Below are 14193 nucleotides of genomic sequence, written 5' to 3'. Positions count from 1 at the left end.
GGCGGGCTGCCTACAGCGGCCACACCCGGAGGATGAGCGGCACCCCCGCCCCCACCACGATGAGCGACAGCGGCAGGCCCATGCGCCAGTAGTCGTGAAACCGATAGCCTCCGGGCGCCATCACCAACGTACTGGACTGATGCCCGATGGGCGTGAGGAAGACACAGGAGGCGCCGATGGCCACGGCCATCAGGAAGGGATCGGCGGAGACGTCCAGACCGCGCGCGAGATCGATGCCGATCGGTGCCATCAGGATGGCCGCCGCGGCGTTGTTGACCACGTTGGAGAGCAGCATGGTCACCACCATGAGCAGGGCCAGCATCCCCGCCGGCGACAGGCTGCCGGCCAGCGCCAGAAGGCCCTCGGCGATCAGGGCCGCCCCGCCGGTGCGCTCCAGCGCCTCGCCCACGGGGATCATGGCCGCCAGCAACAGGATGATCGAGAGGTCGATGCTGCGATAGGCCTCGTCGATGGAGAGCAACCGCGACAGCACCATTGCCAGGGCGGCGGCCACCAGGGCCGTGGCCACAGGCAGGAACTCCAGGGCCACCAGCAACAGGGCCAGGCCGAAGATCGCGAGGGCCAGCAGGGCATTGTGCGGGCGCCCGAGACGCAGGCCGCGTTCGGCCAGGGGCAGGCAGCAGAGATCCGTGTAGGCGACCTGCACCGCCTCCTCGCGCCCCTGCACCAGCAGGATGTCGCCGGCCATGAACCGGATCCGTCCCAGGCGCTCGCGCAGGCGCCGGCCCTGCCGCGCCACGGCCAGCACGTTGATGCCGTAGCGCTCGCGCAGGTTGAGCATGGTCGCGGTCTTTCCCACCAGCCAGGAGGCCGGGGTGACGATCACCTCGGCCATCTGCACCTCGCCGGCGGTGTCCTTTCCGTCGTTCTTTTCCTTTCCCTCTTCCACCGGCGCCTCATCCGGGGCCTCGTGGTCATGAATCGTCTCCGCCAGGGCCAGCCCGGTGAGATCCATCACGCCCTTGAGATCCTCGGCATCGGCCTGTACCAGCAGGATGTCGCCCTCCTGCAGCACGAAGTAGATCGAGGGCATGCCACGCTGCACACCGTCGCGCACCAGGTCGACCACCGCCAGGTCGGCCTCGTCCTCCACGGCGGCCCGCAGATCGTGCAGGGTGCGCCCGGCGAACTTCGAATCCTGCGTGATGCGCAACTCGGTATGGTAATCCCCCACGTCGAAGAGCTCGTCGACACCCGCCGCCGCTCGTCGCACCGGGATCAGCCGCCAGCCCAACAGCCCGATGAAGAGGATGCCGAGCAGGGTGATGCCGAGGCCCACGGGCAGGAAGTCGAACATGCCGAAGCCCGTGTCCGAGGCCCGGGCGGCATAGCTGGCAACGATGAGGTTGGGCGGGGTACCGATCAGGGTCATGGTGCCGCCGAGCAGGGAGCCGAAGGCCAGGGGCATGAGCAGCAGGGACGGCGAACGGCCGCTCCTGCGCGCCATCCAGATGGCCACGGGCATGAGCAGGGCCAGGGCACCGACGTTGTTCATGAAGGCCGAGCACAGGGCCACGACCACGGTGAGCGTGACGACCTGCACCGCCGGGCGGTCTCCCACCCGGGAAAGGAACCGGGCGAGGTGATCCACCACCCCGGCGTTCATGAGACCGCGGCTCAGGACCAGCACGGCCGCCACCGTCACCACCGCCGGATGGCCGAGACCGGCAAAGGCCTGCTGGGGCGAGACCAGCCCGGCCAGGGTCACGAAGAGCAGGGCCAGCAGGGCGACGATGTCGTAACGCCAGCGGTTCCAGACGAACAGCAGCAGCGCCGCCCCCAGCACCCCGAAGACCACCAGCTGCTCGCCCGTCATCCCCCGCCCCTTCCTTCAGCCCCGGCTGGACCGGCCGGTATCCCGGATACTGCCTGTATATGCCCGAACGAAAAAGGTCTAGCGTGCGCGCCCGAAGGTGTAACGCAGCCGGGTCGGCCCGCCGGTCTCCGCGCGTTCCACCCAGGCGGCGTGCAGGTTGCCGTCGGCATCCAGGACGATGCTCGGGTTGGCCTGCTCACCGGGACCGCCGGCGCCGGGCAGCACCACGTCGTCGCTCCAGACCCCGTCCTCACGCCAGCTCATCACCACGCTGGGGCTGCCGTCGCGCTCGTCGTCCCAGGCGACCACCAGGGTACCGTCCGGATGTCCCGCCACGGTGGCATGCCACTGCTGGGCCACGCCGCCGAAATCATCCTGTACGCGCTCGTTGGCACCGAAGCCCGTTGCCGGCTGCCAGGGGGCACCCCAGATGTCGTAGCCTTCACGGAAGTTGCGCTTGTCGGCCCAGGCGGCGAACACCGACTCGGCGCCGAAGGCCGCCAGCGCCACGCGCGCGACGCCGTGGCCCTTGCCGTAGGGCATGTTGCGGCCCGCGCCGTCCCCGTCGCGCTGGCTGATGCGCTGTACCGGGGAGAATTCGCAGGGTGCCGCGACCGGACTGGCGGCCGCCATGATGATGGTATGCCCCGGCCGGCGGTCCTCCCAGGCCACGACCACCTGCCCGGCCTGTACGGTCATGCTCGGGTAGAGCTGTTCGTCCTTCGGCGCGGCGGCCTCCACCGGACAGGCGCGGCGTTCGCGCAGCGCGAGCTCCGGATCGATCTTCAGGCGATGCAGTACGATGCGTGAAAAGCGCGCCTCGCGCTCGGCGGCGGCGAGCAGCAGGTCACCGTCCTGCCAGGCCAGGCTCGCCTGCACCGAATCGTCGTTGGCGACGCGAAACACCGGCCCCAGGCGATCCGCGTCGACGACACGGGCATGCACCTGTCCGTCTTCTTCCCAGGCCAGCGCGAACCGACCATCGCCCACGGCCACCAGCGAGGGCTCGTAGGCCTCGCCCTCGCCACTCACGCGCAGCGACTCGCCGAAGCCGGCATCCTCCAGCCCCTTGCGGGCCAGGTACACCCGCGGCGTGCCGTCCCGGTCGTCCTCCCAGGCCACGGCCACCATCCCGGCCGAGACCGCGACATTGCGCCGTCCTGCCGACTCCAGGTGATGGAAGATGCGCTCGCCGGTGGCGTCAGTCACCTCGAGCGGTGGCGAGAATTCCCAGAGATCGGCCCGGGAAGGCGCCGCACCCAGCGAAAGGGCCAGCAAGGCGGCGACGACCAGTCCGTTGCGCGGCATCAGCGCGCCCCCTTGCCGCCGTGCATGGCCTGCAGTTTCTCGTCGGCCTGCATCAGGTCCTCGATGCGCTGCACGCCGACCATGCGGTGCAACACCTCGCCCTGCGGGGTGATGAAGGAGAAGACCGGCGTGACGAAGGCATCGTAGCGCGTGCCGAGTTCGCGCTCGGTGATGCGCTCACCGCTGGGCAGGCGCAGGCGCTTGCCGCTCTCGGCATCCACATAGGCCAGCACGTAGTGCTCGATGTAGCGCTCGCGCACTGCAGGATCGGAGAAGGCCTCCTTGTTGGTCTTCTCGCAGTAGCCGCAGCCGTAGCGGCCGAAGTAGACGAAGATCGGGCGGCCGTCCTCGGCCGCCTGCGCCATGGCCTGGTCGAAATCCAGGAAGGGATAGCCCTTGGGGGCATCGGCCTGCGCCGCAGTGGCGAAGACGGCACAACACAGCAGCAACACGATTCGCAACATCTCATCCTCCAGGGGCGATGGGTAACCGCCCGGCAGAAACATGGCGGGATGACCCGCATGGCGCTATTCAGACATCACCGGCCCGGGGCTGCAAGCCGTTATGCCACTGCCAGTGGCTGTGCAGATGCACAGGCCCGGCTAGTCCGCGAGCAGGCTGCGGTTGCGCCCGGCCCGCTTGGCACGGTACAGCGCGTCATCGGCCTGCAGGAAGATGGCCTCCTGGGACAGGCCGGCATCCGGTGTCACCGGGCGACTGAGCCCCGCGGTCAGGGTATGGCGGATCCGTTGACCCTTGTACGGTGTGGGGTTGGCGGCAAAGTCGCGGCGAATCCGCTCGGCGATCTCCATCGCCTCGTGGGCCCCGGGCACCTGCAGCAGGATGGCGAACTCCTCGCCGCCATAACGCACGCAGACATCCTGCGGACGACAGGTCCGTCGCATCAGCTGGGCCAGACCCACCAGCACCTGGTCACCGGCCTCGTGACCGTACTCGTCGTTGATCGCCTTGAAATGATCCAGGTCCATGAGGATGAGGACCAGCGGGAGATCACCGGCGCGACGATCCGCCTGCAGACGGGCGAAGGCCTCCTGCAGCGCACGGCGATTTCCCAGGCGGGTCAGCGGGTCCTGGTTCGCCACGGCCAATGCCTGCAGACGATCCCGGTCCCAGCCCTGCAGGCGCTCGCCCAGCGCCACCAGCAGAAACACCGCCTCGAGCACGCTGCCTGCCTGTGCAAAGGCCAGCGGCGCCATGCCCCAGTGCAGCAGCGAACTGCCCGCACTCAGTACGCTGACGAGCAGCCCCAGGCCGTAAAACACCCAGGCCATGGCATACCAGCGCGCATAACGCAGCCCGCGCCGGTAGGCCGCATAACCCAGCAGCGGCAGCAGGGCGAGCAGCAGCAGGGAGGCAAAGGAGAGATACAGCACCGGCTCGTATGGGCCGGCGAAACGCAACACGATCCCGGCCGCGAACAGCCACTGCAGCCCCTGCATGAGGCGGTCGATCCCGGGAAAGAAGCTCGCCGTCTTGAGAAACAGCCGCGAAAAATGCAGCGCCGTGATCGACACCAGCAGAAAGACGATGTGAAAGCCCTCGTTGTGCCAGTAGACGGCCCGTGGCCAGAGATACTGGAAACCGAATCCGTTCAGCATGGCCCACATCACGAGGCTGGCGGCGAGAAACAGCCCATAGACCAGGAACACCCGCTGACGCAGCAGCAGGGCAAACACGATGGCAATCAGCAGCAGCGACAGCATCATGCCGTAAAAGCCGCCGTACACCAGGTACTCCTGGCGCGAGGCGTTGTAGAAAAGATCGGCGCGCGAGAGCTGCAGATTCAGCGACATGGAGTCCGGCTTTTGATAACTCAGGCGCAGATAGAGATCGGTGTAGGCGCCGGCCGGCGTGGTGTGCTCGAAGGCCAGGGTGCGGTAGTCCACCAGCCGCTGGTGGAAGGGCACGCGGTCGCTCAGGTGGCGCTCGCTGAGAGGCGCGCCGTTATCGGCATGGTAGACGACGAGTTCGTCGAGATAGCTGGTCTCGTGGTGCAGCACCCAGCGCCGCGGCGTCATCCCCTGCGCGTTGGACAGGCGTACCCGCAGCCAGAAGGTCCTGCCGGTAATGCCCTGGTTGACATCGTCATCGGTCAGCGGCCGGAAGGCATCCAGTGGCAGCTCCGTGATCTCCAGATCCCGGTCGGCCACCCAGAAGCAGGCCGGCTCCCGCAGGAAGAGATGACTGAGGTCGTGGATGGGCACCGCCGCCGGCGCGGGTGCGGCCGCTCGCAGCGACGGGCTCGCCATGGCCAGGCACAGCAGGACCAGGCTGGGCAGCAAGATTAAACGCAGCGTCCCCGGCACGCGGCCGCGTGCCCTGAATTCGGTCTGTAGCAAGTGCCCCCCAAACGCGTTCTGATTCTTGTTATCGTGTGCCCCACGTCGTGCGGATACCGCTGGCCTCCCCCCGAGACCCTGCCGTCCTGCCCGTGGCATACCGCATTCTCCCCCGGCACACCCTACCTCTCAAGTCTGCCCCCTCGAGCGGCACCGATTGACAGGCGCATCGCCATTGGAATAATATTGCGAATCACTCTCATTCGCTATTCGCCAGCCATCCTGCCCCATGGGTCAGGTAGCCAGCCAACGATCACCGCTGACTAACCTGGAGGTCTTTCCATGGGACACCCTGTCTCCACCGCCGCACCGGCTGCCGTACTCCTGACTGCCTGCGGCCTGATGCTCGCCACCCCCGCGCTGCTGGCCGCCGACACGGCGGAGGTCGCCCCCATCCGGGTGGAGGCCCTGCGCGCAGCAGACGCCTCGGCCGTACCGAATACCGTCACCATCCTCGACAGGGAAGACCTCGAGACCCAGGCCGCCGTCACGGATGACCTGTCCGCCATCCTCGGCAACCTCGTGCCGGGCTTTGCCCCCTCGCGTCAAAAGATGACCAGCTACGGCGAATCGCTGCGCGGACGCAGCCCGCTGTACCTGATCGACGGCGTACCGCAGAGCAACCCGCTGCGCGACGGCTCGCGCGACGCGCACACCATCGACCCCGACCTGCTGCAGCGCGTGGAGGTCGTGAATGGCTCCAACGCGGTGCAGGGTCTGGGCGCCGCCGGCGGCATCATCAACCTGCAGACCTGGAATGCCGCCCAGTCCACCGACTGGAGTCACACGATCAAGACGCGCGTGAGTATCGACGACGGACTGCATGACGAGGGCCTCGGTTACAAGGGCGTGTACATCGGCGGGCGCCGCTGGGAGAAGACCGACCTCACCGTGGGTGCCACCTATTACAGCCGCGGGCTGTATTACGATGCCGATGGCGATCCCATCGGCGTGGACAACACCCAGGGCGACCTGGCCGACTCCGAGAGTCACGACCTGTTCCTGAAGACCGGCTACAACCTCAGCCCCGAACAGCGCCTGCAGTTCATGGTCAACCGCTATCGGCTGAAGGGCAACGGCGACTATGCGCTGATCAGCGGCGACCGCAGCACCGGCACGCCCGCCAGCGCGGAAAAGGGTGAGCAGGAAGGCTTCCCGGCCGAGAACGACGTCACCACCGCCTCGCTGGACTACAGCCATGCCGCGCTGGCCGGCGGCCAGCTCCGGGCCCAGCTGTTCTACCAGGACTTCGCGGCCATGTACGGCGGCGGTTATTTCGCCAGCTTCCAGGATCCGGCCATCGCCCCGGCCGGCACCCTCTACGACCAGTCACAGAACCAGTCGGAGAAACACGGCCTCAAGCTGACCTATGGCCACGACCAGGTCGGTATCCCCGGCCTGTCCGTGACCGGCGGCGCGGCCTATCTGGCAGACACCACCCGCCAGGTGCTCGCCCAGACCGACCGCGAGTGGGTGCCCGAATCCACCTTCCAGAGCCTCTCCCCCTTCGTGCAGATCAACCAGGCGCTGCTCGACGGCCGGCTCCAGCTGAGCGGCGGCCTGCGCCACGAAATGGTCCGGCTCGAGGTGGACGACTACACCATCATCGCCAGCGCCGGCGGCACCGACATCGCCGGTGGCGAACCCGAGTTCGACGAGACCCTGCACAACCTCGGCACGGTCTTCCACCTGGGTGACAGCTGGTCGCTCTACGCCTCGTATTCCGAAGGCTTCACCATGCCCGATGTCGGTCGCGTGCTGCGCGCCCCCGGCGCCGCTACCAGCGTGGATGACTTCCTGACCCTGGAACCGGTGATCTCCGACAACCGCGAGATCGGCGTGGACTACGGCGACGGCCTCTGGACCCTGCACGCCGCCTACTTCTGGTCCGACTCCGACCTCGGCTCGCGCCTGGAGAACGTCGGCGGCGTCTACGAGGTGCGGCGCGAGAAGACCGAGATCGAGGGCCTCGAGGTCTCACTGGCCCGTCAGCTCACCGACTCGGTGAAGGCCGGCGCCCTCTATTCGCAGGTACGCGGCCGCTATGACTCCGACGGCGACGACAATGTGGACACCGACCTGGACGGTATCAACGTGAGCCCCGACCGGCTCAACCTGTTCCTCGCCTGGGACGAGTACGGCATGGCCCCGTTCTCCGGCCGCCTGCAGCTGTCGCACTTCATGGATCGCGACTTCGAGGGCCTGAATGCGCCCGTGGGCCAGGACTTCGAGGGCTACACCCTGGTCGATCTGACCATTGGCAAGCGCACCCGCGTCGGCGACTTCCAGTTCGGTATCGAGAACCTGCTCGACGAGCAGTACATCACCTACTACTCGCAGACCGGTACCAACCTGGATGACCGTTACTTTGCCGGCCGCGGACGCACGCTGACGGCCAGCTACCAGACCCAGTTCTGAGGCAGGCCGGGACAGACACATGAAGGCATTCCTGCGCAAACTGCACCAGCTGCTCGGGCTCTCGGTCGGGATCTGGGCGGCGGTGACGGCACTCACCGGCAGCATCCTGGTCTTCGACGACGAGATCGATGCCTGGCTGAACCCGACACTGCTGCGCGTGGCGCCACAGGCCATTCCGCAGGACGTGGATGCCGCCGTGGCCAGCGTGCAGGCGGACTTTGCGGATGTCCCGCTGGGCGCAGTCAGGTTGCCGCGCACGGCAGAGGAACCCTTCGTCTTCCGCATCGACGACGAACAGGTACGGCATGTCTTCGTCAATCCGTACACGGCCGAAATCCTCGGCACGCGGGCCGAACATGCCGGCGTCATGGGACTTCTCTGGGATCTGCACGTCCACTTGCTCGCCGGCGAGACCGGCGAACAGGTGGCGGGTTACCTGGCACTGGCCCTGATCGTCATGCTCATCAGCGGACTGGTGCTGTGGTGGCCGTCGCGGCGCGCCCCGGGCAAGGCCTTTCGGATCAAGTGGTCGGCCGGTGGATTGCCGCGTATGTATGACCTGCACCGGGTGACGGGGGCGATTGCCGCCCCCTTCATCCTGGTCGTGGTCGTCACCGGGGCGATGCTGGTGTTTCATGGCATCACCCTGGGCTGGCTCGTCAGCCTGTTCGGCGGCCCCACGCCGGCGCCGCCGCCACAGGTGGCGGTGGCGTCCGCGACGGCCCCGGTCTCTGCCTGGATACGCGAGGCACAGGCCAGCCTGCCGGAGGCGACGCCGGTGTCGGTGACGTTTCCGCGCGAGCCCGGCCGGGCCGCGGTAGTGCGGCTGCGCCATGCGTCCAACCCCCATCCCAACGGCCGCAGCTTCATCGCGGTGAACCCCTACAGCGCCGAGGTGCTGCAGGTGCACGACTGGCGTACGGCCGGTACCGGCGTACGGGTCTCGGACTACAAGTATCCGCTGCACATCGGCGCCGCCTTCGGCCTGCCCGGCCGCCTGCTCGTCCTGTTCACCGGCCTGCTGCCGCTCGCGCTGTTGCTCACCGGCGGCTACGTCTGGTGGCGCAAGCGCCGGCTGCGTCGAGAGAGAGCGCGCACCGACACAACCCGAATCGAGGCCCAACACCTCGCGGCAAGGAGGTCCTGATAATGGAAAATCTGCTCACCCGACCCGGATCAAACGGACCATTCACCGATGCCCTCGCCTGGCTGCAGATCGGCGGCCCGGTGGTGATGATCCTGCTGGCGATGTCGGTGCTCGCGCTGAGCATCCTGCTGGTCAAGCTGTTGCAGTTCCGCGCTGCACGACTGGGCCAGCAGCGCCCCGTGCGCAATGCGCTGGCCCTGCATCGGGGCGGTCGGCGGCGCGAGGCCCTCATGCAGATCCGCCACTCGCCCAACCCGGTGGCACAGGTGCTCGCTGCGGCAATCCGCGGCCAGCTGCGCGAGCTGCCCGAGGCGAAGATCCGCGAGGAGGTCTATCGCCTGGGCGCCGAACGCCTGGAGCAGCTGCGCGCCTACCTGCGCGCACTGGAGGTCATCGCCAGCCTCGCCCCCCTGCTCGGCCTGCTCGGCACCGTGCTCGGCATGATCAAGGCCTTCCAGCAGCTGCAGGCGGCCGGTGCACGCGTCGATCCCTCGGTGCTGTCCGGCGGGATCTGGGAGGCCCTGCTCACCACCGCGGTCGGTCTGGCGGTCGCCATCCCGGTCATCGTCATCGTCAACCTGCTGGACCGCCGCCTCGCACGCCTGGCACATGTCATGAACGATGCCGTCTCGCAGGTCTTCACCGAACGCCTGGGGGAGGAACAGGAACTGCACGCACAGAACATCGAGGAGCAGTCGCATGCCGAACGCGCCGTGGCAGGACGCAGTGCAACCGTTCCGGGCTGAGGGACTTCACGCGGCCGGGCGCATGCGCGCCCGGGTCAGCCTCACCTCGCTCATCGACGTGGTCTTCATCCTGCTCGTGTTCTTCATGCTGGTATCGAACTTTCTCGACTGGCGCAGCCTCGACCTCGCCGTCAGCGCACCCGGCACGGCGGCGCGCGGCGAGGACAGCTCATTGCGTATCGTGCTGCACGCTGCGGACGACTGGCGCATCGGCGGCCGGGCCATCGCGCCGGGCGCCCTATCCGCGTTCATCGCCAGTCACCTCGCAACCCATCCCGGCGCGAGCATACTGATCGAGCCGCGCAACGGCGTAGCGCTGCAGGCCGCCATCGATGCACTCGACCAGGCCAGGCAGGCCGGGGCCACCAATGCCGCGCTGGTGGAGGCAGGACGCGGGTCATGAAGGTGTCGCAGAATCCCTTCCTGCCGGCGCATCGATCCGCCGGAGACGATGACGACGAGCGCATCCTGCCGCTCATCAACATCGTCTTCCTGCTGCTGATCTTCTTCATGATCGCCGGCAGCCTCCAGCAGGCCGAACCCTTTGCCATCCAGCCACCCGAGGCCGACGCCCCTGAAGCCGAAGAGCGCCTCACCGTCATCCATCTGGGTGCGGACGGCAGGCTGGCCGTGGGCAGCAGGGAAACCGGTCCGGAGACCCTGGGCGCGGCACTGCAGGCCGGGACGGGCGACATACCCGAGCGGGTCCAGGTCAAGGCGGATGCGCAGGTCGAGGCCACCGCACTGGTGACGCTGATGGGCACCCTGCGCGAGGCGGGCGTGCAGCGCATCCACCTGCTTACCCTGGAGCGCGCGCACTGATGTCGCCGCGCCGTCGACACTGGTGGATCGCCCTGCCACTGGCCGTGGCCGCACACCTGGTGGCGGCCATGGCACTGTACGAACCGCCCGCATCCTCGGCCGCCGCCACCGGCGAGGCCGGCATCGAGATCGGCCTGGTGGCTGCGGCGCCATCAGAACCTGCCGCAACCCGGGAAACGGAGACGTCGAAGGCGACCGAACAGGAACCCGAACTGGAGCCGGAACCCGAACCCGAACCCGAACCCGAACCCGAACCCGAACCCGAACCCGAACCCGAACCCGAACCCGAACCCGAACCCGAACCGGAACCCGAACCGGAACCCGAACCGGAACCGGAACCGGAACCGGAACCGGAACCGGAACCGCGCCCCGACCCTGCAGAGCCCGCACCCGCGCCTAAGCCCGTGCCGACACCTGCTCCTGCTGCGCCAAAACCGCCTGCCGCCACCCCTCGGGCAGCACAGCCACCCGCCATGAATGCCGGGCAGTCAGCCGGCGGCGGCACACCCGGTGCAGAGGCCGATTACCTCGCCACGCTGCGGGCCTGGCTGGAGCGCCACCGCCAGTATCCCCGCCAGGCACGACTGCGCCGGCTGGAGGGCACCGCCCTGCTCTACTTCGTCATCGATCGATCGGGAGAAGTACTGGAATTTCACATCGAAGAAAGCGCGGGCAGTCCCATCCTCGACCGGGAGGTGAAACAGATGCTCCGACGCGCCCGGCCGCTGCCGCCCTTCCCGCCGGCACTCGACGAGGCGCGGCTGCAGCTACGCATCCCGGTGGAGTTCCGGCTGCGCTAGCCTGTATCAGACCTCAGAACGAAAGACTCGAGGAGCCGCCTGGCAAGCCAGGTAATCACAGCACTCAGCGAGTGCGCAATATCCCGTTTGTGTTATACGATGTCACGAGACCCGATTACGACCGGGCGGTGCAAACGGCCTTTAACACATGCGTCATCTGCAATAGAGACATCTTTCGGCAAGCAAGGCCGGACTCAGATCAATGCATCGCCTGGGCTATACCTTATCTTTCCTTCTTCTCATCCTGACTGCACCGGCCTGGGCAGAGTCCTGGCCAGTGCGGGACATGGCGGTCCTGGCCGATCCGTCAGGCAGCAGGACAATCGATGACATCAGCGATGCGGAAGCAGCGGCGGATTTTGAACCGCTGGCCGCCAGTGGGTTTTCCGGTGGCTATACGCGCCAGGTACACTGGCTGCGCTTTCGCCTCGACGCGCCGGCCGATGGGCGCTTGCTGCTGGAAGTCATGCCACCGTACCTGGATGACCTGAAGCTGTTCGTGCCAGATGGCGGCGGCGGCTTTGACATGCGACAGGGCGGCGACCTTCACCCGTTCTCCTCACGCGAGATACCCGGCCGCAACTTTCTCTTCCTCATCGACCTCGATCAGGAACAATCACAGACATTCTATCTTCGGGTATCCACCACCAGCACATCACTGGTCATATTGCGCGCCTGGCACCCGGCAGCCTATGCCAACACCATGGCCACGGAGTACCTGCTGCTCGGCCTGTACTACGGGCTGTTGCTGGCCATGATCCTGTTCAATCTCTGGCATGGTCACTGGCGCCATGATGCGGAACACCGATCATTCCTGGCGTATCTGCTGACGGTCTTTCTGTTCATGCTCGCCGTGAATGGCCTCGTCGCGCAATACCTGGCACCCGAGCACCCGGCTGTCAGTCAGCACTGGCTATCAGGCATCGTGCTCATCACTGTCGGCATGGCCGCAGATTTCTATCGCCGCACGCTGGCCATCGATCGACAGACGCCTCTGCTCAACGCGTATTTCCGCGGCATGATCGCACTCTCCGCCCTGTGCTTTTTTGCCTACCTGGCTGGTTACTTCACGGAAGCCGCACGCATACTGACCATGGCCGCCCTGCTGTTCCCGGTCCTGGGTATCGCCCGCACCGTCACGTTGTGGCGACAGGGACGGGCCGGCAGCGCCTTCCTGATCATCGGATTTGGCACCAGCCTGATTTCCTACCTGATTACCGCGCTGTCTGTGCAGGGCATACTGCCCGGCGAGGAACTACAGCTGTACAGCTTCCAGGCCGGCGCACTGCTGGCACTACTCGCCTTCAATTTCAGCCTCTTCGAGCGCCTTCGGCACATCCAGCGCCAGCGCGACATGGCCCTTGAAGAGGCCTCCCAGGCACGCAGTGAACGCGATGCAGAGAACCTCGCACGCCAGCGCCAGGGGGCATTGATCGACATGCTGACGCACGAACTCAAGACCCCACTGTCGGTAATCAGGCTGCGACTCGACGAAGAACAGCCGTCACAGCGCATTCAGTCGCACGCGAAACGTGCAGCGGCGGCCATCCAGGACATCATCCAGCGTTGCGACTTCGCAAGCCACCTGGATGACAATGCCATACCGGTGCAGCCAGCAACGTGTCGACTCGACGTTATCGTGAACAACTGCCTGGAGCAGCGCCAACCCCATTCGCGTATCCAGCTTCTGGTTCCGACAGGGCTGGACACGACTCTCGTCACCGACCCCGGCTTGCTCTCCGTACTCATCGACAATCTTGTGGACAATGCCTGCAAATATTCCCCACCGGATGCCCCTATAAGGCTCGAAATGGCTATGCGTCACGAGGACACCCACCCTGGCCTGGTATTCTCCATCAGCAATCCGGTCGGCAGCGCGGGACGCCCGGATAGCAGTCAGCTCTTCGACAAGTACTATCGTTCGCCGGGAGCCAGGGGGCTGAGCGGGTCTGGCCTCGGTCTTGCGATTTCGCGCAATCTTGCCAGACTGCTCTGCGCAAGGCTCCGTTACCTGCCCGACAGAGAAGACATTGTTTTCGAGCTATGGCTGCCACGCTCCGCCTCCTGATCGTCGAAGACAACGACGCACTGCGCGAAACACTGACAGACGTCCTGACTGCGCGCGGCTATCATGTCACAGCCCTCAGCAGTGCCGAGGAGGTACCGGAGTCCCAGCCGGGACAGCACCACATTGCCATACTCGACCTGAACCTCCCGGGTGAAGACGGGCTTTCCCTGGCCGGGCGACTGCGTCGCATACAACCGGGAATGGGCATCATCCTGCTCACCATACGCAGCACGGTGCCGGACAAGCTGGCAGGCTACGCAACCGGGGCAGACCTGTATCTGCCCAAGCCAATCACACCTGAAGAGCTCGTTGCGGCGATTACGGCACTTTCCCGCCGCCTGCCCCCGCTCATACAGCAGGACAAACCGGCCATACATCTCGACCCGCAGTCCGGCGTACTGCATGTCGGTGACGCGAAAGTCACACTGCGCGCTGCGGAAGTATCGATACTGTGCGCCCTGGCGCTCGCCCCGGAGTCCAGGCTCGAATCCTGGCAGCTGCTCGAGATACTGCAGAAACCGCTGGATGACACCGGAAAACGACAGCTCGCCGTCATCATCTCGCGCCTGCGTACCCGGCTCGAGGCACAGGGTCTGGCCGCACCCTCCATCCGGGCCGAACGCGGCCGTGGTTATCGCCTCGCCTTCAGACTGACGATCGACTGACCCGGCCATCGGGACAGCCCCG

12 protein-coding genes are annotated in these 14193 nt (G+C 66.6%); 8 read left to right on the top strand and 4 right to left on the bottom strand.

Translation table 11 applies throughout. The features are described 5' to 3' along the window. Positions 1–10 precede the first annotated feature (10 nt). The 4 genes from HUJ28_06120 to HUJ28_06105 all read right to left on the bottom strand — a co-directional run bounded on the left by HUJ28_06120 (position 11) and on the right by HUJ28_06105 (position 5415). Entirely contained in the window at positions 11–1837 is a 1827-nt protein-coding gene (locus HUJ28_06120) for an SLC13 family permease (GenBank protein MBD3619028.1), read from the bottom strand. 78 nt (positions 1838–1915) lie between these two features. Continuing rightward, a complete protein-coding gene (locus HUJ28_06115; protein ID MBD3619027.1) occupies positions 1916–3145 on the bottom strand; it encodes a hypothetical protein in 1230 nt (409 codons plus the stop codon). Continuing rightward, entirely contained in the window at positions 3145–3609 is a 465-nt protein-coding gene (locus HUJ28_06110) for a thioredoxin family protein (GenBank protein ID MBD3619026.1), read from the bottom strand. Before HUJ28_06110 ends, HUJ28_06115 begins: the two co-directional genes overlap by 1 nt. 138 nt (positions 3610–3747) lie before the next feature. Next, positions 3748–5415, bottom strand: coding sequence for a GGDEF domain-containing protein (locus HUJ28_06105; GenBank protein ID MBD3619025.1), 1668 nt, complete (start codon positions 5413–5415; stop codon positions 3748–3750). 372 nt (positions 5416–5787) lie between these two features. On the opposite strand from HUJ28_06105, the gene HUJ28_06100 reads away from it, so the two are divergent. The 8 genes from HUJ28_06100 to HUJ28_06065 all read left to right on the top strand — a co-directional run bounded on the left by HUJ28_06100 (position 5788) and on the right by HUJ28_06065 (position 14171). Continuing rightward, entirely contained in the window at positions 5788–7923 is a 2136-nt protein-coding gene (locus tag HUJ28_06100; GenBank protein MBD3619024.1) for a TonB-dependent receptor, read from the top strand. A 19-nt stretch (positions 7924–7942) separates the two neighbouring features. Beyond that, entirely contained in the window at positions 7943–9070 is a 1128-nt protein-coding gene (locus HUJ28_06095) for a PepSY domain-containing protein (protein ID MBD3619023.1), read from the top strand. A 2-nt stretch (positions 9071–9072) separates the two neighbouring features. Further along, on the top strand, positions 9073–9816 hold the full coding sequence (locus HUJ28_06090; GenBank protein ID MBD3619022.1) for a MotA/TolQ/ExbB proton channel family protein: 744 nt from the start codon (positions 9073–9075) through the stop codon (positions 9814–9816). 22 nt (positions 9817–9838) lie between these two features. Beyond that, on the top strand, positions 9839–10219 hold the full coding sequence (locus HUJ28_06085) for a biopolymer transporter ExbD (GenBank protein MBD3619021.1): 381 nt from the start codon (positions 9839–9841) through the stop codon (positions 10217–10219). Further along, positions 10216–10638, top strand: a complete 423-nt coding sequence (locus HUJ28_06080; protein MBD3619020.1) for a biopolymer transporter ExbD — start codon at positions 10216–10218, stop codon at positions 10636–10638. The genes HUJ28_06085 and HUJ28_06080 overlap by 4 nt, the downstream gene beginning before the upstream one ends. Further along, positions 10638–11438, top strand: coding sequence for an energy transducer TonB (locus HUJ28_06075; GenBank protein ID MBD3619019.1), 801 nt, complete (start codon positions 10638–10640; stop codon positions 11436–11438). Before HUJ28_06080 ends, HUJ28_06075 begins: the two co-directional genes overlap by 1 nt. Positions 11439–11640: 202 nt before the next feature. Then, complete coding sequence (locus HUJ28_06070) at positions 11641–13506, top strand: sensor histidine kinase (GenBank protein MBD3619018.1); 1866 nt, start codon at positions 11641–11643, stop codon at positions 13504–13506. Continuing rightward, positions 13482–14171 (top strand): response regulator transcription factor, encoded by a 690-nt coding sequence (locus HUJ28_06065; GenBank protein ID MBD3619017.1) that lies wholly within the window; start codon positions 13482–13484, stop codon positions 14169–14171. The genes HUJ28_06070 and HUJ28_06065 overlap by 25 nt, the downstream gene beginning before the upstream one ends. The last annotated feature ends 22 nt before the right edge of the window (positions 14172–14193 follow it).

Source organism: Chromatiales bacterium, from assembly GCA_014762505.1.
Classification (GTDB): Bacteria; Pseudomonadota; Gammaproteobacteria; order SpSt-1174; family SpSt-1174; genus SpSt-1174.
This window is presented reverse-complemented; position numbering and strand designations above follow the sequence as displayed.